A 19,877-nucleotide genomic window follows, 5' to 3' on the forward strand; every position below is an offset into this window, starting at 1 on the left:
ACTAACAGGCCGGATATATGGAAGCAATCCTGTCACTGTTAAAGGTTCACAATGTCTTGCAAACTGGGAGGAGACCATATATGCGTACTACACACCAGGATTCAAACCAATCCTAAGCGAACAGCCTCTGATGTCACTTCGGCACGTGAGGAGACCTGTAGTTTTTTATAAATGTCTTTGATGTAACCGGATACAGTATGTGGGCTGATCTCCATGATTTCGGCGCATTCCTTGATGCTAAATCCTTTTACAATATACCGTAGTGATTCCTGTTCTCGCTTGGTGAGTCGAGGTATCTCTTCTTCGTCGATATCGGGGTTGGGTGTTTGTTTAAAATGTGCCATCAGTCGTTGGGCAATCTCTGGTGATAGTGGCGGGGTGCCATTCAGTATGCCAGCCAGCATTGCAGCAATATCTTCTTTCTTGTCATCCTTTAATAAATAACCGGATGCACCGGCGCTGAGTGCAGGAAATAAGTGATCATCATCAGAATAAATAGTTGTTATGACGGCGAGCATATCCGGATGGCGTTTTTTGGCGTAGATTAAGGCCTCATTGCCTGAACCATCGGGCAGGTGCAGATCAATCAAAAATAGATCAAAGACCTGTTTGTTCAGGATGGAGCACACCAGTTCAATGGTATCGGCTATGGTAATCTGTGTTTCATCACCAAAGGCCATGTGGACGGCATCCGATAACCATTTTTGTGCTCCGATATGATCCTCTAATATTAAAATGTCCATTTTTTTATTGCTCCTGATTTTTGTCTAAAGGAATTAACCAGCTTATCCTGGTTTTAGTGTTAGGGGTTACTTTCCAGCGAATATTTCCACCCAATTTCTTGATTCGATAGCGCATGCTATTCATTCCGCGCCCTTCAATCCAGTGTGTGTTTTGTGATGAATCGCCATCATCAGTGACCTGGGTATACAAGCAATTAAGGCGGTAACGGATATTGATGAAAATATTTTTTCCATGACTGTGTTTGATGGCATTGGTGATGGCCTCGGTTTGTATCCGTTGCAGGTTTTTATCTGAGGTATCTTTAAGAATGATATCGTCAGGGATTTTGTTTTGTGACCAGTGGCAATTAAACCCTGCTTCTTTACAACGCTTATGGCTAATATGCTGCCATTTTTCCAGTGTGTCTTTTAGTTGGTATTTGTTGCCCTGTGTCTTGCTGACAATGGCGCGTAGATCATTCATTGCGGAACGTGCCAGTGTATTCATTTCACCGGGTTCTGACTGGTATATCATGGATAATAATTTAGCCCCCATATCATCGTGCATGTTTCGATAGATACGTTCTCTTTCATTATTTTCTGCTTGCTCAATTTCCAGTCCGAGGATTTTTTCATAATCTGTTTCGATCTTGTTTTGTGCCTGTTGTACGCGCATACCCAGCTCGTTGTTTAGTCGCTCGTAAGAAGATAGTGCACTCAGGAAGCGTGAGATCATCAAGTAACCGATAAGTAACAGGATAATAGGGACACTATAATCCAGCCATAGTGTCTCGCTGTGTTCCAGTAATTGGTTTTGTGCAAGAAGATCATGCAGTCCACAACTTGCGATCAGAGCGAAGGCGATCAGCATGATGAGCTGTTTTTGTTGCCGGTATTTTATCCATGAATAGAATAAAAAAGCCACACCGGCAAGTCCGAATGCCATGGCGTATATATGCCAGAGTCGACTAATGGAAAATAACATTGATGCGGGCGACAGGATTAAGGCGGCATTGAGCAGTGTGGCAATAAATAGAGCGACCTGATCCGGGTATTTTTTATAGGGAATATCATCAAGTCGTAGGATGAAAAAGAAAAATAGTAGGGGTATCCAGCCCATGCTAGTGAGCATGATCTTTTCCCAGATTAATTCAGCCACCGGCGGGTTGATTATATAGATGTTCATGCTGCTGATCGACCAGGCGGCACACACCAGTGCGCCCCAGAAGAAAACCGGGTCTCGGCGTTTCCACCAGACGACACCCATAAATAAGGCGTAAACGCCGGCTAAGGCACCGCTGATAATGTGAATGGTGACGGTGCTGAAAAAGTGTTTTTCATACAATGCGTTTACCCTGTCGCGTGAACCAATATGTATCTTACCTAGTTTTCCGAATTCATTGGCATAGGCAACAACGCGGATTTGCAACCTGTTTTTTGCCTTTAACTCAGAGGGTGAGAATGAAAAAATCATCGGTGAGTGCCAATAACGTGATAGTGGTGCCTGCATCCTGCCGCCTGAACCGAGGCGCGTATTATTCAGCCATATTTCAGCATTCATATTGATGTCGGGTAAATAGATCGCCCATTGTTCGGCTGTTTTATGTTGTAGTGGAAAACTAATTTGATACCAGGCGGAACCGTAGAATTCATCGCTTTGATGTTGCCAGTGGTCAGGCAAGGTAACGGGCTTTGCCTGCTGAAAGTCGGGGGGTGAAGTGGCATTGGATAGCAGTTTTTTTGCCTGTGAAAAACTTGTTATTGAAGTCATATCCTGGGCATTAAGCAATGCTGAAAAAACAACCAGGATATAAAATAGAAAAAACCGTATCATATCAGGGGCCTAGAAGAAGCTCGTTATCTGCAGATAAACATCCTGCACGTCAGGGAAGTTTTTAGCCGCATAGGTATTTTGTATCTCCAGTTGGATGATTAAAGGTAGTGCAATCTTTGCATCCATCCATGCCTGTATACCACTCCATGACAGGCTAGCGCGCCATTGGTTGGCGTATAACTCAGTGTTGGCTCCGAGTGCAGCCGTATTAGTGCCGATGGCTGATATGTATTTATCGGCATCCTTTTCATAACGGTGCCAGGTTCCTGCCATACGCCAGTTACCCAGGGTCTTGCCCAGACCAATGTCATATTCCCGGTAATTACCCAGGCGACGAGAGAGCCTTTCTTTGTTGGTGACGGCTGTCAGCAGTTCGCCTGTCGCCGGGATACGGCGAGTAACGTGATCCTTGAACTGGTAAGTATTTTCAGCCACCAGTTTTAAATCGAAACCCGTGCCCAGGTCACGAAAATACTCCAGTCGTATGCGGTAGTCGGTGTTGCCATTATCAATGGGTATTTGTAATAAACTATCCGGGTTAATATCATCGGCAACACCAAAGCGCACCCCGGTTCCGAGGATTAATGAATCGCTTGCTGTCTTGTGGAAGCGCCATAGCAGACCTACGGTGGGATCACCCAGACCTTTCCATCGGGTGGTTGCGAGAGGTTCGTATTCCAGACCAAAGGCGGGATCTGTCAGGATGTGCTGTACGCCTGCGGTGCCCACGGGTTCTGTTGGGCCAAGACCGACAGGTAATAGCGGCGGGTTTGTTGGCCCTGCTGGTTGTGCCGGGTTGAATGCGGGATTGAAGCCAATGTTTCCGCCTACTACGGAGAATTTGGCACGGGTAACGACTTCGCCGTAAGGGATGATAAATCCCACCGTCAGGTCTTTTGTTACACCATATCCCATGGTTAATTCAATGCGTCGGGTATTGACGCGGGTGTTAAAGCGGGTTTCACTCAATGTGGCGCCGGGTCCAAATGCTGCGAGATCGGGGAATACGGTGCTATCCATATTGACACGATCAAAAGGAGTACCCAAGGCTTGTTTGCTGGCGTTCTGGTTGAACATGCGGGTGTAATTGTTTTCCCGGAATTCGATACGAGCGGCCCAGCGATTCTCGGGGGCAATAAATTCCAGTCCGTGTAATACGGAGCTTAATGGTGCTGATTCACTGGCTAATGTTGCCGAGCTAAAACAGTAGATGAATACATAAAATATGATGTGATAGGGAGAAAATAACATAATACGAGATTGCCTTATAATTGATTTGATTGGCATTATCCGTCAAATATCAATTGGTTTCATCTAATGGCATTTTTTAATGGGTTGGAACTTCTTTTTTTGAATGTGGAGCCTCAAAGTCCCTTTTGAAGCCGGGATTGAGTATGGCGTGTTGCCTTTTATTTCACTACCCCCTGATCAGGGGGTAAATACCTTTATCCCACTTTCTGTTAGGAGTAGAATGGTAGTCTTCGACCCCCTAATTAAAATGATAATTGCTGTTTATTATGCAGATTGGCCCTTACATATTGAAAAACAAGCTGATTTTAGCACCCATGGCGGGTGTTACTGATCGCCCGTTTCGTCAGCTTTGCCGTAATTTGGGCGCAGGTATGGCGGTGTCTGAGATGGTGTCCTCTAATTCATTATTATGGGGTAGTGAGAAAACCCAGCGTCGTGCAAATCATCAGGGTGAAACTCGACCTTGTTCGGTGCAGATTGCCGGGGCCGATCCTGAGATGATGGCTGAGGCGGCACAGCGCAATGTTGATCATGGTGCTGAGGTCGTTGATATTAACATGGGTTGTCCGGCAAAAAAGGTCTGCAAGGTGATGGCAGGTTCTGCGCTATTGCAGGATGAAGATCTGGTACGGCGTATCCTTGATGCGGTGGTGAATGCGGTTGATGTGCCCGTCACGCTGAAAATTCGCACCGGTTGGGATACGGATAATCGTAATGGTGTCAGTATTGCACAAATTGCTCAGGACTGTGGTGTGCAGGCATTGGCGGTACATGGTCGAACGCGTGCCTGTGCCTATCGTGGTGATGCTGAATACGACACTATTCGTGCTATTAAGCAGGTGATTGATATCCCGGTGATTGCTAATGGCGATATTCGTGACCCGGAAAAGGCGCGTCATGTGCTGGAATATACCGGGGTTGATGCGGTGATGATTGGTCGTGCGGCTCAGGGGCGCCCATGGATCTTTCGTGAGATTGATCACTATCTGAATACAGGTGAATATCTACCCGAACCATCGGTTGCAGAGGTACGCCAAATTCTGAGTGAGCACATGCTTAATCTCTATGACTTTTACGGTGAACATATTGGTGTGCGTATGGCACGTAAACATATTTCCTGGTACAGCAAGGGGCAGCGTGAGGGCGCCTTGTTTCGTGATCAGGTTAATCATGTGGATACAATCAAGGAACAGTTGGGTTTGATTGATCAATTTTTTGATCGTCTGGAAGAGATCGAGGTCAGGGTGGCATGAGCACGAGTAAACAAGATCGACGTACTCTGGAGCGACGTAAGGATTCCTTGCAGAACTGTATGTATGCGGCTCTGGACCGGTATTTTCAGGATATGGAAGGACATGAAGTTGTTGATGTCTATGATATGGTGCGAGGTGAGGTTGAGCAGGCCATGTTAGAGGTGGTGATGAATTATACTCAGGGTAATCAGACGCGGGCGGCTGATGTGTTGGGGATGAGTCGTGCGACTTTGCGCAAGAAATTGCGGGTTTATGATGTGGCGCAGTAATTAAAAATGCCCGTTAAGTTCGAGGTAGGTATTGCTCCTCTCTAACAGAGACACGCAGTGAAACCATCCATGGTGGCTCGATGGCCGCGTCCATGCGGCCAACGGTCTCTGTTAGAGAGGAGCAACACCTGTCTCTTGAATTGACTGGGTGATAGCAATTAAATTATTAATTCTTTCAATAGAAGTGGTAGGTGGGATTAAACGGATGCTTGTCATTCCCGCGCAGGCGGGAATCCAGTGGTTTCAATGGCTTTTTGGATGAATGAATAAGTTCGTCATGACGGTATAAAGTTAACGGGATAGCAGTATATTTTTTTATAAGGTTAAAGTTGTGGTGAATAATTATGGTAGTAATTAAACGGGCACTGATTAGTGTTTCAGACAAGACGGGTATCGTGGACTTTGCGCGTGAGTTGCAGGGTAAGGGAGTTGATATTCTATCAACCGGTGGTACAGCGAAGCTGTTGGCTGATGAGTCTATACCTGTGGTTGAAGTCTCGGATTATACCGGATTTCCTGAGATGATGGATGGTCGGGTAAAGACGCTTCATCCCAAGATTCATGGCGGTATCCTCGGTCGTCGGGGCATTGATGATGCGGTGATGCAGGAACATGGTATTGCGCCTATTGATTTGATCGTGGTTAATCTCTATCCGTTTGAACAGACTATTGCCAGAGAGGATTGTGATCTGGCAATGGCGATTGAGAATATTGATATCGGTGGGCCGACCATGTTGCGGGCGGCGGCGAAGAACCATGCGGCGGTTGCTGTTGTGGTGGATAGTGCGGATTATGCATCTATCCTGGCGGAAATGGATACTAATGACGGTGGTCTATCCGATGCAACGCGTTTTTCTCTAGCGGTAAAGACCTTTGAGCATACGGCGCATTATGATGGGGCGATTGCCAATTATCTGGGTAATGTGAATGAAGATGATGGTTTCCCTCGTACCATGAGTATGCAATACAACAAAGTACAGGGTATGCGTTATGGTGAAAACCCACATCAAAAAGCAGCATTTTATGTAGAAGGTAATGTGGATGCTGCCTCGGTTGCGGCAGCAACACAGATTCAAGGCAAGGAGCTGTCTTACAATAATGTGGCGGATACGGATGCTGCACTGGAGTGTGTGAAGACCTTTAGCGAGGGGCCTGCTTGTGTGATTGTGAAACATGCTAACCCTTGTGGTGTGGCAATCGGCGCTAATCAGTTTGAGGCCTATGATCGTGCCTATGCAACGGATCCAACCTCGGCTTTTGGTGGCATTATTGCCTTTAATCAGGCGCTGGATGTTGAGACGGCACAAGCAATTATTGATCGACAATTTGTTGAGGTGATTATTGCGCCGGGTGTCTCTGATGAGGCGCGTGAGGTGTTGTCAGCGAAGAAGAATGTACGTGTTCTAGTTTGTGGTAGCTGGACGGATCAGGCTGTTGGTGGTCTGGACTTTAAACGGGTCAATAGTGGTTTGCTGATACAGGAAAGAGACCTGGGTCGTGTTGTTGAATCGGATCTCAAGATTGTTACCAAACGGGTGCCGACTGAAGCGGAGATGAGGGATTTATTGTTCTCATGGCGCGTGGCCAAGTTTGTGAAGTCCAATGCGATTGTTTACTGTAAGGATGGACAGACCATTGGTGTCGGTGCCGGACAGATGAGTCGTGTCTATAGTGCGCGCATTGCAGGTATCAAGGCGGCGGATGAGGGTCTGATAGTAGCGGGTTCAGTGATGGCGTCGGATGCCTTCTTCCCGTTCCGTGATGGTATTGATCAGGCGGCTGAAGCAGGTATTCGTGCGGTGATTGAGCCAGGTGGTTCAATGCGTGATGATGAAGTGATTGCGGCGGCGGATGAGCATGATATGGCGATGGTGTTTACCGGGATGCGGCACTTCAGGCATTAAGCTTATTTTTGTCAATTCGAGAGATGGATCATCCATCTCTCTTCCCGTTATATGAATTTAATGTAGGGTGCGTATTACGCACCATTGGGAATAATAATGAATGTACTAATAATCGGTGGTGGTGGTCGTGAACATGCGCTGGCATGGAAGGCGGCTCAATCGAGTCTTGTCGATACGGTTTATGTCGCGCCGGGTAATGCGGGTACGGCACTGGAACCAGGTATCGAGAATGTTGATATCAATGTTGAAGCTATTGATACCTTGCTTGCCTTTGCTCAGAAAAAAGCCATTGGTTTGACCATAGTTGGGCCTGAGGTGCCGTTGGTGCTGGGTGTGGTGGATGTCTTCATGAAAGCGGGGTTAAAGTGTTTTGGTCCAAGCCAGGCGGCGGCTGAGTTGGAAGGTTCCAAGGCCTATACCAAGGCATTTCTGGCACGGCATAATATTCCTACAGGTAGCTATCAGGCGTTTACTGATATTGATGAGGCTGAGGCCTATATTAAGCAACAGGGTGCGCCGTTGGTTATTAAGGCGGATGGTCTGGCGGCGGGCAAGGGTGTGATCCTGGCGCAAACTGAGGTGGAGGCGATTGCTGCCTGTCAGGATATGCTATCGGGTAATGTCTTTGGTGAAGCAGGTCATCGGGTGGTGATTGAGGAATTCCTGTACGGTGAAGAGGCCAGTTTTATTGTCATGGTGGATGGCGAACATATCCTGCCATTAGCGACCTCACAGGATCATAAGGCGAGGGATAATGGGGATGTTGGCCCTAATACTGGTGGTATGGGTGCCTATTCTCCCGCTCCGGTGGTTGATGATGTGGCTTATGCGCGCATTATGCGAGAGGTGATTGAGCCAACGGTGAAGGGGATGGCAGCGGAAGGTCGCCCTTATACTGGTTTTCTGTATGCCGGGATTATGCTGGCAGCGGATGGTACGCCTAATGTGCTGGAATATAACTGTCGCTTTGGTGATCCTGAAACCCAGCCGATTATGATGCGTCTACAATCTGATCTGGTAGCGCTTTGTCTGGCGGGTGTTGAGGGTCATCTGGATCAGTTATCAGCACAATGGGATGCGCGAGTATCTTTGGGTGTGGTGTTGGCAGCAGGGGGTTATCCAGGTGATTATCGTAAGGGTGATGTGATTCATGGTCTGCCGGAGAGTGGGGATAGACCTCCGGTCTGTCCCCCTGGTGATTGTAAGGTCTTTCATGCCGGAACCGCGAGTCATCAAGGAGAGGTTGTGACTAATGGCGGTCGGGTATTATGTGTCTGTGCGTTAGGTGAGTCGGTGGCTGATGCCCAGGTTACTGCTTATCAGTTGGTGGAGCAGGTGCAATGGGATGGAGTGTATTACCGCACGGATATTGGGCATCATGCAATTTCAAGGGGTCAGAGCTCTTGAAATGTTGATTGTGATAAGGATTCATGCCGATGGGCGAAATATTTCAAGAGCTCTGACCCCTTGAAATTATGATTGGAGGTTTAGGATGAATGCAACAAGGATAAAAAAAACATCTCCTCTGGAGTTGAGTGAAGAGGATTTCGAGAAGATCAGGTTGTTGGGCAGTCGACAATCGTTTGCCAAGGATCAGGTGATCTTTGCCGAGGGCGATAAAGCAGATTATATCTATTTTATCGAATTGGGTGAGGTGTCAATCCAGATCCAGAAATTCACCCGGCAGGAAGAGGTGAGTCGTCTTGGTGCGGGCGATCAGTTCGGTGAGATGGCGTTCTTTAGTGGTGATCGGCGTTCAGCTTCGGTGATTGCATTAAATGATGTGAACCTGTTGATGGTTGATCGAGAGGCCTTTCTAAACCTGCTGAAGGAAGATCGGATCATGGCGGAGAAGGTTGATGCCTTGATTGATGTGCGTAATCAGGATCTGGCCTCGAAGGAAAACCTTTTTTCTGCACTGGATAAGGATGGGGATCACCACCTGCGCATTGGGATTAAAGGGGACCCCTCTTTACGCGAGTCTGCTTTTTCCAGAGAACGTTATGAGAGTGTGGTTGATGGTATCCTGCCCTTATTACAGGCTAATCTGGCAGACTTGTTATTGAATCGTAATGCCTGTGAGATCATGATTCATTTCAATAGTGGCGAAATTCTGATCAAGTCTATTTTTGATCCTTTTACCCATGAGGTTCATCCCGCAACCAAGTTGATCAATCGTGCCTATATAGAACGGCATTTCCCTGTTGTTGACTATGAAGACAAGGAGGCCATGATCAAGGATCTCTATGGCGTGATATCCAGGGATGCACGTATGAAAGCGATGCCTGATGAATTTAGCAAGCCGCTACAGTTCGCGCATGATAATTGGGCTTCATTGCGTCCGCATGAGATTGTTTGCACCATATCAAAATTGGTTTTACTCAGAAATATACCTGATTTTTATCTGCGTAATTTCACTATGAGTATGATCAGAGATGCGATTCGTATCCAGTTTAACTGTGATGGCACACATATTCTGGATGCAGAGGGTTATCAGGAATTTCTGAAACAGAATTTGCTGGATGAGGATATGATCTACACGCAGGCGAATGAACGTAGACAGGAAAAGAGAAGAAAGTCCTTGCAGAATGCCTCCTCGCTAGAATCTTTTTTTGAACGTAGAAGTCCACCCGGTCGTCGACAGGAGGATTGGGAGGAATTGATTCGTACTTTGGATTGATTTTGTTGCTGAGCTGTTTAATAAGGCGCGGAGTACCATTACCGAGCATATCAGCAATATTTTTAAGGAAGGCGAGTTAGATGAAAAAGTGGTCTGTCGGGATTTCCGACAGATCAGTCAACATGGGGCGATAGAGGGTAAAACCCAGGCTAAGGAAGTTAAGCATTATAATCTCGATGTCATTATCTCTGTAGGCTATCGAGTTAAATCCAAACAGGGAACCCACTTTCGGATTTGGGCGACTCAGCGACTAAAAGAGTACATTATCAAGGGCTTTGCCTTGAATGATGAGCGATTTAAAACGGGCCAGTCGATGAATTATTTTGATGAGTTGCAGGCTGGAATTCGCGAAATCCGCCTGTCCGAACGTTTTTTTATCAGAAAATAAAGGATATATACACGACCAGTATTGACTATGCCCCCAGTGATGAAAAAACAGGATGTGAGCATTGCTAAAAACTATTTAAATAAGGACGAAATTAAGTTGCTGGGGCTATTGGTTGAGCAATATCTGGCTTTTGCAGAAACCATGGTGCAACAGCGTCAGCCTATGACTATGCAGGATGAGAAGAGCTAGGGTGAAGTATGAGTTCTATCGAAGCCACGTCTGGAGTAGGCTATTATTGAGCTACTAAAGTAACAAGTTAGCCTCATTTCAATGGGTGAAAGTTTTTCTTACTTCCGCATCAAATCAAAGAACTCATTATTGGTCTTGGTGTTCTTGAAGCGATCCAGCAGGAATTCCATTGCAGCCAGTTCATCCATTGGATGTAATAGCTTACGCAGTATCCATACCTTCTGCAGGATCTTGGCGTCAATGAGTAGTTCTTCACGGCGCGTACCGGAACGATTGAGATTAATTGCCGGGTAAACGCGCTTCTCAGCGATCTGGCGTGCCAGATGGATCTCGTTGTTACCCGTGCCCTTGAATTCTTCGTAGATCACGTCATCCATTCTTGATCCGGTTTCGATCAGTGCAGTTGCCAGTATGGTCAAACTACCGCCTTCCTCGATATTACGCGCAGCACCAAAGAAACGTTTGGGCCGATGCAATGCGTTGGCATCAACACCACCGGTTAATACCTTGCCGGATGATGGGATGACGGTATTGTAGGCCCGTGCCAGACGGGTAATGGAATCGAGCAGGATGACCACATCACGTTTATGTTCAACCAGACGTTTGGCCTTTTCAATGACCATCTCGGCGACCTGAACATGGCGACTGGCAGGTTCATCAAAGGTGCTGGAGACTACTTCACCGCGTACCGAACGCGTCATTTCAGTCACCTCTTCAGGACGCTCATCAATTAATAGCACGATGAGGTAGCATTCAGGGTGATTGGCAGCAATCGATTGCGCGACATTCTGTAGCAGCATGGTCTTACCCGCCTTAGGGGGTGAAACAATGAGTCCACGTTGCCCCTTGCCGATGGGTGCTACCAGGTCGATGACGCGAGGGGTGATATCCTCGGTGCTGCCGTTACCAAGTTCAAGGGTGAAGCGGTCGGTGGCATGGAGCGGGGTGAGGTTTTCAAACATCACCTTGTGTTTGGAGTTTTCCGGTTTCTCAAAGTTAATTTCGCTGACCTTGAGCAGAGCAAAATAACGCTCACCATCTTTTGGTGGACGAATCTTGCCGGAAACGGTATCGCCGGTACGCAGACCAAAACGTCGAATCTGGCTGGGTGATACATAAATGTCATCAGGTCCGGCGAGGTAGGAACTATCGGCTGAACGTAGAAAACCAAAGCCATCCTGTAGGATTTCCAGTACACCATCACCATAGATATCTTCACCACTTTTGGCGTGGGATTTGAGAATAGCGAACACCAGTTCTTGCTTGCGTGTGCGTGTATTGCAGTCAATGCCACTATCACGGGTGATTTTTATAAGTTCAGCAGCGGTTTTTTGTTTTAATTCAGTTAGGTTCATAGAAGTCAGGGGGTCCAGATAGAAGGCTTGTAAACAGCATCAAGGAATCTTGATAGTGTGAAAATAATTTTTTGCTCAGGATGTTTTTGAAGTGCCAGTGCGGCGCGATATTTAATTCTAATTACTCATTTTTTGTGTAGCTGAGGTAAATTTAGCACGTTTATTGAGGTCTGTCCAGTTCAGTTCGAGTTTACAGTTGGTGCGTAGCACGCACTCTACCAAGCGTCGGCAGGGCGCGTACTACTCAGCTAAACAATTACAGGTTGCTATCAATGAATGCAGTGAGTTGTGATTTTGATACTGCGCCAACCTTGGTCGCTTCAACATTACCATCCTTGAAGATCATCAGAGTCGGGATTCCACGGATACCAAATTTGGGTGGTGTCTGGGAGTTTTCATCAATATTCAGTTTAGCAACCTTGAGCTTGCCAGCATATTCATTAGCAATCTCGTCCAGAATAGGTGCAATCATCTTGCAAGGACCACACCATTCTGCCCAGTAATCAACTAACACGGGGCCAGATGCGCTTAGCACTTCACTGTCAAAGCTGTCGTCTGTCAGATATACGATATTGTCACTCACTTGTTTGGTTCCTCCGTGAGGATAAAGCCTGAATAAAAATAAACAGGTGTTTGCTTGATTGTTAACCAGAGAGCCTATCCTAGGCACACTGATCCCTTTTTTCTATTTGATAGCAAACCGAGACGTATTTCAAGTCCTAAAGGGGCTTGTTTTAGGGTATGCTGTGAGGTTATGACAGATAAACATTTAACAGAAACAGCGTTTTCGAGCCTTGGTTTGCTTCCTGAATTAATGCAAGGGATTGAAAAAACAGGTTTTTTAACCTGCACTCCAATCCAGGAAGGTTCATTGCCGATTGCTCTTGAGGGCAGGGATGTCGCTGGGCAGGCACAAACAGGTACAGGAAAAACAGCTGCTTTTTTATTGGCGGTGATGAATTATCTTTTAACTCATCCGGTTGATAAGGCTAAACAGTCTAATCATCCACGTGCCTTAATCCTTGCCCCTACGCGTGAATTAGCGATACAAATTCATAAAGACGCCAGTGGTCTGGGTGAATTTACCGGGCTTAAACTGGGTCTGGCTTATGGGGGTACTGGCTATGAAGAACAGCGGCAGGTGCTGAGTGATGGTGTTGACATCCTGATTGGCACACCCGGACGTATTATTGATTATTTCAAGCAAGGTGTTTTTAAACTGAAATTCATTCAGGCGCTGGTACTGGATGAGGCGGACCGAATGTTTGATCTGGGCTTTATCAAGGATATTCGCTATATGTTACGTCGCTGTCCGCCACCGGAGCAGCGTCTGGGGTTGTTGTTTTCAGCCACGCTGTCGTTGCGCGTGACGGAGTTGGCCTACGAACACATGAATCATCCGGAACTGGTAAAGATCAAAACTGAAAATGTGACGGCTGATAAGGTCAGGCAGGTGTTGTATCATACCGCCAATGAGGACAAGATTCCGTTATTGATTGGTTTGTTAAAACAGGTGAATGCCCATCGCAGTATTGTCTTTATTAATACCAAACGGGTGGCTGATAAGGTGTGGTCTTATCTGGAAGGTAATGGCTTTCCTGCTGCGGTTTTATCCGGTGATGTGCCGCAGAAGAAACGCCAGCAGTTGCTGGAGCGTTTCCAGCAGGGTGATTTACCTATCCTGGTGGCAACAGATGTGGCGGCAAGAGGGTTACATATTCCCGAGGTCAGCCATGTCTTTAACTATGATCTACCGCAGGATGCAGAGGATTATGTGCATCGTATCGGGCGTACCGCTCGCCTGGGTGCGGAGGGCGATGCGATTAGTTTTGCCTGTGAGAATTACGTGTATTCCTTGCCTGATATTGAGGCCTATATCGGACACAAGATTGAGGTTGGTCATATCAGTGACGACTTGTTAGTGAAACTGGAGGCTCCGGTAAAGATAGAGCGCAGACCAAGGCCTAAACACCGGAATGGGGACAGGAAAGGACATCATCAGGGTGGGCATCATCGGCGCTCATCGACAAAAAGATAATGATTGAAACGGTAGTATGATTTTTTCATTGGTGAAAAATAATCGGGTATTGGAGTGGTTGCAGGGTTCAGGGGTTGAACGTGTCAGCTTTGCTTTTAGTGCGGTCGTTGTAATATGGATAGCCTGGCAATTGGCTGTATTAGCATGGTCATTTATACCTGTTGCGCAATTGCCTGCTGTAACAATTATCACGGAGTTATCATCTGTTGGTAAACGGCCGCTTGATAAGCAATCTATATTAGTACGCCAACTGGCTAGTTGGCATTTGTTCGGGGAGGCCGAAAAAAAATCGCTTGCACCGAAGCCACAACAGCTGATGAATGCGCCGGAAACGCGTCTTAAACTGGTCTTGGTGGGTGTCTTTTCTGCCGAAACGACTGATCTTGCGCGCGCCATTATTGCTGATGTAAAAGGAAATCAATTAACTTATAGTATCGGCTCGCAATTACCTGGTGGGGCAGAGTTAAGTGAGGTTTTTGCCGACCGGGTCATTTTATTGCGTAATGGCCGTCCAGAGACGTTGTTTCTGTTAAAGGACAAGTCGAAAAATATGTTTGGCAGTTCGCCATCCAGGACTAGTCGGGTAAAAAAGAACAGGGGCAGGGCGAGTAGTGCTCCGGCAGCGGTGGATATACTGAAGGATTACCGCGCCTCGTTGACGACTAACCCTCGTCGTTTAATGGAATTGGTGCAGGCAGTGCCAGAGACACGGGATGGTCAGTTTATGGGTTTCAAATTATATCCTGGGCGTAAACCACGATTGTTCGGTCAGTTGGGATTACAGCGAGGTGATATTGTGACCTCGGTGAATGGTATCACTATGGATAGTCCGGAACGTGGGTTTAGTGCATTGAATAGTTTGAGTCAATCAGAACAACTGGATCTGATTGTACTAAGAAAGGGGCAGGAAGTGCCGATTTCATTTGCGGCTGAATAAGGCTGTCGTGTAATAACAGGTGAGATGATTAACAGAATGATAACTTTAATAAAGAAACGATTAACAGTGATGGGTTCACGTTGGCTGTCAGCCTTTGTATCCGGCCTTTTATTGCTATCCGCACAAGGTGTGTTGGCGCAGTCCGTCACTTTGAATCTAAAGAATGCCGATATCAATGCCCTGATTACAACGGTTGCTGAAGTGAGTGGCAAGAATTTTATCGTGGATCCACGGGTCAAGGGTAAGGTTACGGTGATCTCATCAAAGGCAATGGATAGTGAAGAAGTCTATCAGGTGTTTCTTTCAATCTTACGGGTGCATGGTTTTTCCGCAGTACCTAGTGGTGAGGTGATCAAGATTGTACCGGAGGTTAATGCTAAACAGGATAGTATTCCAACGGTGGGTAGTGACAGTGGTGGTTTGGGTGATCAAATGGTGACACGGATTGTGCAGGTCGATAATGTGCCTGCTGCTCAGTTGGTGCCGATTTTACGTCCATTGGTTCCGCAACAAGGACATCTTGCAGCCTACCCAACGACTAATGTCCTGATTCTATCTGATCGTGCGGCCAATGTAGAGCGTCTGGTTAATATTATTAAGCGAATTGATCAGGCCAGTGACAGCGAGATTGAATTAGTTGCGATGGAATATGCCTCAGCCGTTGAGGTGGTTAGAGTTCTGAGTGCCCTGTCGCGTAGTAGTGGCGGAGGAGGCAGTAGAGGCAAGGGCAAGTCAGCAGTGGCAGCAGGTGGTCTGACCATGGTGGCAGATGAACGGACCAATAGTATCTTGTTAGGCGGTGCTCGAGCAGAGCGGTTACGTTTACGCGCCTTGATTGCACACCTGGATACTCCGTTGGAACGCAATGGCAATACCTCTGTAATTTATCTTAAGTATGCTCAGGCACCTGATCTGGTCAAGGTGCTAAAGGGTGTGGGTACGGCACAAAACAAGGTGGCAGGAGGTAAGGGCGGTGCTGTGGGTGGTGTAGCATCTCGATCATCGTCATCACGTCGTACGTTTGATATTCAGGCCGATGAGAGCACTAATGCGCTGGTGATTACAGCGCCACAGGATGTGATGCGTTCACTGAAAGAGGTGATTCGTAAGCTGGATATTCGCCGTGCCCAGGTTCTGGTTGAGGCTATTATTGCCGAGGTGTCTTCAGACAAGGCGGAAGAGTTAGGGGTGCAGTGGATACTGGATGGTCGCCCTAGAGGAACTTCACCGGTTGCTGTGAGTGGGTTTGGTTCGGGCAGTGGGCAGAATATTGGGCAGATTGGTGCGGCGATTGCAGCAGGTTCAGCACCCTCTATTAATGATGGGCTGACGCTGGGTCTGGGACGTTTTAATAGCTCGGTCATGAACTTTGCCATGGTGTTACGTGCTTTGTCCGGTGATTCAAAAACCAATATTCTTTCTACACCGACACTGATGACCCTGGATAATGAAGAGGCCGAGATTGTTGTCGGTCAAAATGTTCCTTTTTTAACCGGTTCTTACTCGGGTACATCGGGCGTTAGTTCATCGGTTAATCCTTTTCAGACAATTCAGCGTCAGGATGTGGGTTTAACCCTTAAGGTTAAGCCGCAGATCAATGCAGGTAATTCGATTAAACTGGTTATTGAGCAAGAGGTATCCAGCCTGAGTGGTGGTAGTACCGGTGCCGATGTGATTACCGATAAACGCTCGATCAAGACCAGTGTCATAGTGGATGATGGACAAATGATTATTCTGGGCGGTTTAATGGAAGATAAACTGGTCGAGGGTGAACAACGTATTCCCTTCCTGGGTGCAATTCCTATAGTGGGCGAATTATTTAAGTCGCGTAAGACCACCAAGGAAAAGACCAATCTGATGGTGTTCCTGCATCCGGTGATTATGCGTACGGAAGCCGATACTGCGCGCGTTACCGAGGATAAATATAATTTTGTACGTTCACAGCAATTGATGTACGGCAAGAATGGGGTCAGCCTCATGTGGGGCGAGTCTCCACTGGTTTTGCCTGAGCTGGAAAAAAAGGTTACCGGTAGTGACTGAAATAACATCAGCACACGAGACGGCGGCGGTTAATCCTGAGCTGGATCGACGTATACCTTCGCTGCCTTTTTTATTTGCTAAACGGCATGGTGTGTTGATGGCGGGTAAAGAAGAAGGCGCGGTGCGTATCCAGTATAAGGCAGGGCTGAATCGTTCTGTCGTGGCTGAAATTCGTCGCTATATGGCTTGCCCATTAATTCTGGAACAAGTTGACGCAGCTAATTTTGATGAGCGTCTGGCAGCCTCTTATGAGCATGATTCCAGTGAGGCGATGCAGTTGATGGAAGATATGGGCGATGAGGAAGATCTTTTTCATATTGCTCAACACATGCCTGAACCTGAGGATCTGCTGGAAAGCGAAGATGATGCGCCTATTATTCGTTTGATTAATGCCTTGTTGACCGAGGCGATTAAAGAGAATGCCTCTGATATCCATATTGAACCCTTTGAAGACAGGCTGGTTGTGCGTTTTCGAGTGGATGGTGTATTGCGTGAGGTGTTGACACCGCAGCGTGTATTGGCACCCTTGCTGGTGTCGCGCATCAAGGTAATGGCACATCTGGATATCGCTGAAAAACGTATCCCGCAGGATGGCCGTATTTCCTTACGTGTAGCCGGGCGTGCCGTTGATGTGCGTGTATCCACCCTGCCTTCAGGTCATGGTGAGCGTGTGGTGATGCGTCTGCTGGATAAAAAAGCCGGTCGCCTGAATCTTGAACATCTGGGTATGCAGGCGGATTCATTGCAGCGTCTGGATCATCTGATTCGTCGACCACACGGTATTATTCTGGTGACAGGGCCCACCGGGTCGGGTAAGACAACGACGTTATATGCCGGATTAACGCGCTTGAATGACAAGAGCCGTAATATTATGACGGTGGAAGATCCAATTGAATATTATCTCGATGGTATCGGACAAACTCAGGTCAATACCAAGGTGGATATGACCTTCGCGCGCGGTCTGCGTGCCATTTTAAGACAGGATCCTGATGTGGTGATGGTGGGTGAAATCAGGGATCTGGAGACCGCCGAGATTGCGGTGCAGTCCAGCCTTACTGGTCATCTGGTATTATCCACCCTGCATACCAATACCGCAGTGGGTGCAGTGGCACGTTTGCGTGATATGGGGGTAGAACCTTTTCTATTGTCGTCCAGTCTGATCGGTGTGTTGGCGCAGCGTCTGGTACGTGTATTGTGTGATGAGTGTAAAACGAGCTACATCGCGAACGATGCTGATTGCAAGATGTTGGGCATGGTTGGGCAACAGGCCCCCACCTTGTATAAGGCAACCGGTTGTGTGCATTGTAATCAGTCGGGTTATCGTGGACGCATGGGTATCTATGAGCTGATTGAGGTCGATGATACTATGCGCACCATGATTCATGATGGGGCGGGTGAACATGAGCTTGAGGCCTATGCACGACAACATAGCGAGGGCATTGCTGCAGATGGTCGGCGCCGCGTACTGGATGGTATGACTACGGTTGCTGAGGTTTTACGTGTGACTCGGGAGGATTAACGTTGTTGGTTAATCCGGTTAGCAGTGACAAAAATATGTCAGGTAGGTTCGAGACATGAGAGGCTCCTCTCTAACAGAGACACGCCGTGAAACCATCCATGGTGGCTCGATGCCCGCGTCCATGCGGGCAACGGTCTCTGTTAGAGAGAAACCACTCCTGTCTCTTGAGTTAATAGGGCAGTAGTAATGGGTGCATTTGAATATACAGTCCTGGATGTTAAAGGCAGCGAGCTTAAGGGTGTGCTGGAGGGTGATACCGCGCGTCAAGTTCGCCAACAGTTACGCGAAAAGGGCTGGACACCGCTATCCGTTGATGAAGTGGTACAAAAGAAAAGCAAGGGTGGCTTGGGTTTACATCTCAAACGCGGTGTTAGTGCGACAGATCTGGCGCTGATTATGCGGCAGTTGGCAACTTTAGTGCGTTGCCTGCCATTAGAAGAGGCGCTGCAAACAGTCTCTCAGCAGACTGAAAAGGCGCATTTAAAAAGTATGATGATGGCGGTGCGTTCACGCGTGATGGAAGGTCACTCTCTGGCTGATGGTCTGTCTGAGTTTCCGCAGGCATTTCCTGATTTATTTCGTACCACGGTTGCCGCAGGTGAACGCTCGGGGCATCTTGAGGTTGTGCTAGAACAATTAGCCGATTATGCCGAGCGTCAGCATGATCTGAAACAAAAGACTCAGATGGCATTAATCTACCCTTCCGTATTAACGATTATGGCCATCGTGGTGGTGGTGTTCCTGTTGACTTATGTAGTGCCGGAAGTGGTACAGGTGTTTGATAATATCGGTCAGGAATTGCCCTGGTTGACGCGTGCGCTCATCTCGGTCAGTGAGTTTTTTCAGGCCTATGGTTTCTGGATGTTGGTGTTATTGGTGTTGCTGATCGTGGCCGCCAATCGTTTGATGCAACACGATGATGTCAAACGCAGGGTGCATCAGTTCTTGTTAAAGCTTCCTTTGATCAAGACCCTGGTTCAAGGCGCTAATACGGCGCGTTTTGCACGCACCTTTAGTATTCTGAGTGCCAGTGGAGTGCCGGTGCTGGAGGCGATGAGAATATCGGCAAAGGTGTTATCTAATTTGCCAATGAAAGAGGCAGTGGAAGAAGGTGCCTCACGGGTACGTGAAGGTGCCAGTATTCGCGTGGCGCTGGAAAAAAGCGGGTATTTCCCCCCAATGATGATTCATTTGATTGCCAGTGGTGAGGCAAGTGGTAATCTGGATGAGATGCTGGAACGTTCGGCAACTAATCAGGAACGGGAGTTGGAAACCACTATTGCCAAGCTACTGGGTCTGTTTGAGCCGTTGTTGATCGTATTAATGGGTGCCGTAGTGCTGACGATTGTGCTAGCTATCCTGTTACCCATTTTTGACATGAACCAACTGGTGAAATAATAGTCTGTTGGTAGGGTGATGAGATGGTCTCCTCCCCCTTTAATACGGCGTCGTAATGCGCCATGATGGAAGTTCAACATACCATCAACATAAAGAAACG

General features: G+C 47.4%; 15 protein-coding genes and 1 pseudogene. 11 read left to right on the plus strand and 5 right to left on the minus strand.

Annotated features, from left to right (window positions below; translation table 11 throughout):
* Window positions 1-101: 101 nt before the first annotated feature.
* Genes GXP22_10825 through GXP22_10835 form a run of 3 tightly spaced genes read right to left on the minus strand, consistent with a single transcriptional unit; the run spans window position 102 to window position 3,807 of the window.
* A complete protein-coding gene (locus GXP22_10825; protein NOX09956.1) occupies window positions 102-743 on the minus strand; it encodes a response regulator transcription factor in 642 nt (213 codons plus the stop codon).
* 4 nt (window positions 744-747) lie between these two features.
* The gene (locus GXP22_10830) at window positions 748-2,556 is read right to left on the minus strand and encodes a hypothetical protein (GenBank protein ID NOX09957.1); all 1,809 of its coding nucleotides are present in this window, start codon (window positions 2,554-2,556) and stop codon (window positions 748-750) included.
* A gap of 9 nt (window positions 2,557-2,565) precedes the next feature.
* A complete protein-coding gene (locus tag GXP22_10835; GenBank protein NOX09958.1) occupies window positions 2,566-3,807 on the minus strand; it encodes a hypothetical protein in 1,242 nt (413 codons plus the stop codon).
* Window positions 3,808-4,073: 266 nt separating this feature from the next.
* Between GXP22_10835 and dusB the strand changes: the two genes are divergently transcribed.
* The 6 genes and pseudogenes from dusB to GXP22_10865 all read left to right on the plus strand — a co-directional run bounded on the left by dusB (window position 4,074) and on the right by GXP22_10865 (window position 10,490).
* Window positions 4,074-5,060: a tRNA dihydrouridine synthase DusB gene (dusB, locus tag GXP22_10840; protein NOX09959.1), complete on the plus strand. Its 987-nt coding sequence runs from the start codon at window positions 4,074-4,076 to the stop codon at window positions 5,058-5,060.
* Window positions 5,057-5,329 carry a DNA-binding transcriptional regulator Fis gene (locus GXP22_10845; GenBank protein NOX09960.1) on the plus strand — a complete coding sequence of 91 codons (273 nt, stop codon included), beginning with the start codon at window positions 5,057-5,059 and terminating at the stop codon, window positions 5,327-5,329. Before dusB ends, GXP22_10845 begins: the two co-directional genes overlap by 4 nt.
* Window positions 5,330-5,673: 344 nt before the next feature.
* Window positions 5,674-7,233 carry a bifunctional phosphoribosylaminoimidazolecarboxamide formyltransferase/IMP cyclohydrolase gene (purH, locus tag GXP22_10850; protein NOX09961.1) on the plus strand — a complete coding sequence of 520 codons (1,560 nt, stop codon included), beginning with the start codon at window positions 5,674-5,676 and terminating at the stop codon, window positions 7,231-7,233.
* 96 nt (window positions 7,234-7,329) lie between these two features.
* A complete protein-coding gene (purD, locus tag GXP22_10855) occupies window positions 7,330-8,640 on the plus strand; it encodes a phosphoribosylamine--glycine ligase (protein NOX09962.1) in 1,311 nt (436 codons plus the stop codon).
* Window positions 8,641-8,725: 85 nt separating this feature from the next.
* Complete coding sequence (locus GXP22_10860; protein NOX09963.1) at window positions 8,726-9,913, plus strand: cyclic nucleotide-binding domain-containing protein; 1,188 nt, start codon at window positions 8,726-8,728, stop codon at window positions 9,911-9,913.
* Window positions 9,909-10,490 (plus strand): annotated as a pseudogene (locus tag GXP22_10865) (virulence RhuM family protein). Before GXP22_10860 ends, GXP22_10865 begins: the two are co-directional and overlap by 5 nt.
* Window positions 10,491-10,588: 98 nt before the next feature.
* Here GXP22_10865 and rho read toward each other — a convergent pair.
* Both rho and trxA read right to left on the minus strand, forming a co-directional pair.
* Window positions 10,589-11,845 carry a transcription termination factor Rho gene (rho, locus tag GXP22_10870; protein NOX09964.1) on the minus strand — a complete coding sequence of 419 codons (1,257 nt, stop codon included), beginning with the start codon at window positions 11,843-11,845 and terminating at the stop codon, window positions 10,589-10,591.
* Between the two features lie 256 nt (window positions 11,846-12,101).
* Window positions 12,102-12,428 carry a thioredoxin TrxA gene (gene trxA / locus GXP22_10875; GenBank protein ID NOX09965.1) on the minus strand — a complete coding sequence of 109 codons (327 nt, stop codon included), beginning with the start codon at window positions 12,426-12,428 and terminating at the stop codon, window positions 12,102-12,104.
* A gap of 171 nt (window positions 12,429-12,599) precedes the next feature.
* Here trxA and rhlB point away from each other — a divergent pair, with 171 nt between their 5' ends.
* The 5 genes from rhlB to gspF all read left to right on the plus strand — a co-directional run bounded on the left by rhlB (window position 12,600) and on the right by gspF (window position 19,777).
* Window positions 12,600-13,883 carry an ATP-dependent RNA helicase RhlB gene (gene rhlB, locus GXP22_10880; protein ID NOX09966.1) on the plus strand — a complete coding sequence of 428 codons (1,284 nt, stop codon included), beginning with the start codon at window positions 12,600-12,602 and terminating at the stop codon, window positions 13,881-13,883.
* Window positions 13,884-13,899: 16 nt separating this feature from the next.
* Entirely contained in the window at window positions 13,900-14,820 is a 921-nt protein-coding gene (gene gspC, locus GXP22_10885; GenBank protein NOX09967.1) for a type II secretion system protein GspC, read from the plus strand.
* A gap of 36 nt (window positions 14,821-14,856) precedes the next feature.
* Window positions 14,857-16,860, plus strand: coding sequence for a type II secretion system secretin GspD (gspD, locus tag GXP22_10890; protein NOX09968.1), 2,004 nt, complete (start codon window positions 14,857-14,859; stop codon window positions 16,858-16,860).
* Window positions 16,784-18,379 (plus strand): type II secretion system ATPase GspE, encoded by a 1,596-nt coding sequence (gene gspE / locus GXP22_10895; GenBank protein NOX09969.1) that lies wholly within the window; start codon window positions 16,784-16,786, stop codon window positions 18,377-18,379. The genes gspD and gspE overlap by 77 nt, the downstream gene beginning before the upstream one ends.
* A 186-nt stretch (window positions 18,380-18,565) precedes the next feature.
* A complete protein-coding gene (gene gspF / locus GXP22_10900) occupies window positions 18,566-19,777 on the plus strand; it encodes a type II secretion system inner membrane protein GspF (GenBank protein NOX09970.1) in 1,212 nt (403 codons plus the stop codon).
* Window positions 19,778-19,877: the final 100 nt, after the last annotated feature.

This window comes from Gammaproteobacteria bacterium (assembly GCA_013151035.1).
Classification (GTDB): domain Bacteria; phylum Pseudomonadota; class Gammaproteobacteria; order JAADJB01; family JAADJB01; genus JAADJB01.

Coding starts and splice junctions, on each gene's coding strand:
- GXP22_10825 (NOX09956.1), bottom strand. CDS start 743: ATGGACATTTTAATATTAGAGGATCATATCGGAGCACAAAAATGGTTA.
- GXP22_10830 (NOX09957.1), bottom strand. CDS start 2,556: ATGATACGGTTTTTTCTATTTTATATCCTGGTTGTTTTTTCAGCATTG.
- GXP22_10835 (NOX09958.1), bottom strand. CDS start 3,807: ATGTTATTTTCTCCCTATCACATCATATTTTATGTATTCATCTACTGT.
- dusB (NOX09959.1), top strand. CDS start 4,074: ATGCAGATTGGCCCTTACATATTGAAAAACAAGCTGATTTTAGCACCC.
- GXP22_10845 (NOX09960.1), top strand. CDS start 5,057: ATGAGCACGAGTAAACAAGATCGACGTACTCTGGAGCGACGTAAGGAT.
- purH (NOX09961.1), top strand. CDS start 5,674: ATGGTAGTAATTAAACGGGCACTGATTAGTGTTTCAGACAAGACGGGT.
- purD (NOX09962.1), top strand. CDS start 7,330: ATGAATGTACTAATAATCGGTGGTGGTGGTCGTGAACATGCGCTGGCA.
- GXP22_10860 (NOX09963.1), top strand. CDS start 8,726: ATGAATGCAACAAGGATAAAAAAAACATCTCCTCTGGAGTTGAGTGAA.
- rho (NOX09964.1), bottom strand. CDS start 11,845: ATGAACCTAACTGAATTAAAACAAAAAACCGCTGCTGAACTTATAAAA.
- rhlB (NOX09966.1), top strand. CDS start 12,600: ATGACAGATAAACATTTAACAGAAACAGCGTTTTCGAGCCTTGGTTTG.
- gspC (NOX09967.1), top strand. CDS start 13,900: ATGATTTTTTCATTGGTGAAAAATAATCGGGTATTGGAGTGGTTGCAG.
- gspD (NOX09968.1), top strand. CDS start 14,857: ATGATAACTTTAATAAAGAAACGATTAACAGTGATGGGTTCACGTTGG.
- gspE (NOX09969.1), top strand. CDS start 16,784: ATGGGGTCAGCCTCATGTGGGGCGAGTCTCCACTGGTTTTGCCTGAGC.
- gspF (NOX09970.1), top strand. CDS start 18,566: ATGGGTGCATTTGAATATACAGTCCTGGATGTTAAAGGCAGCGAGCTT.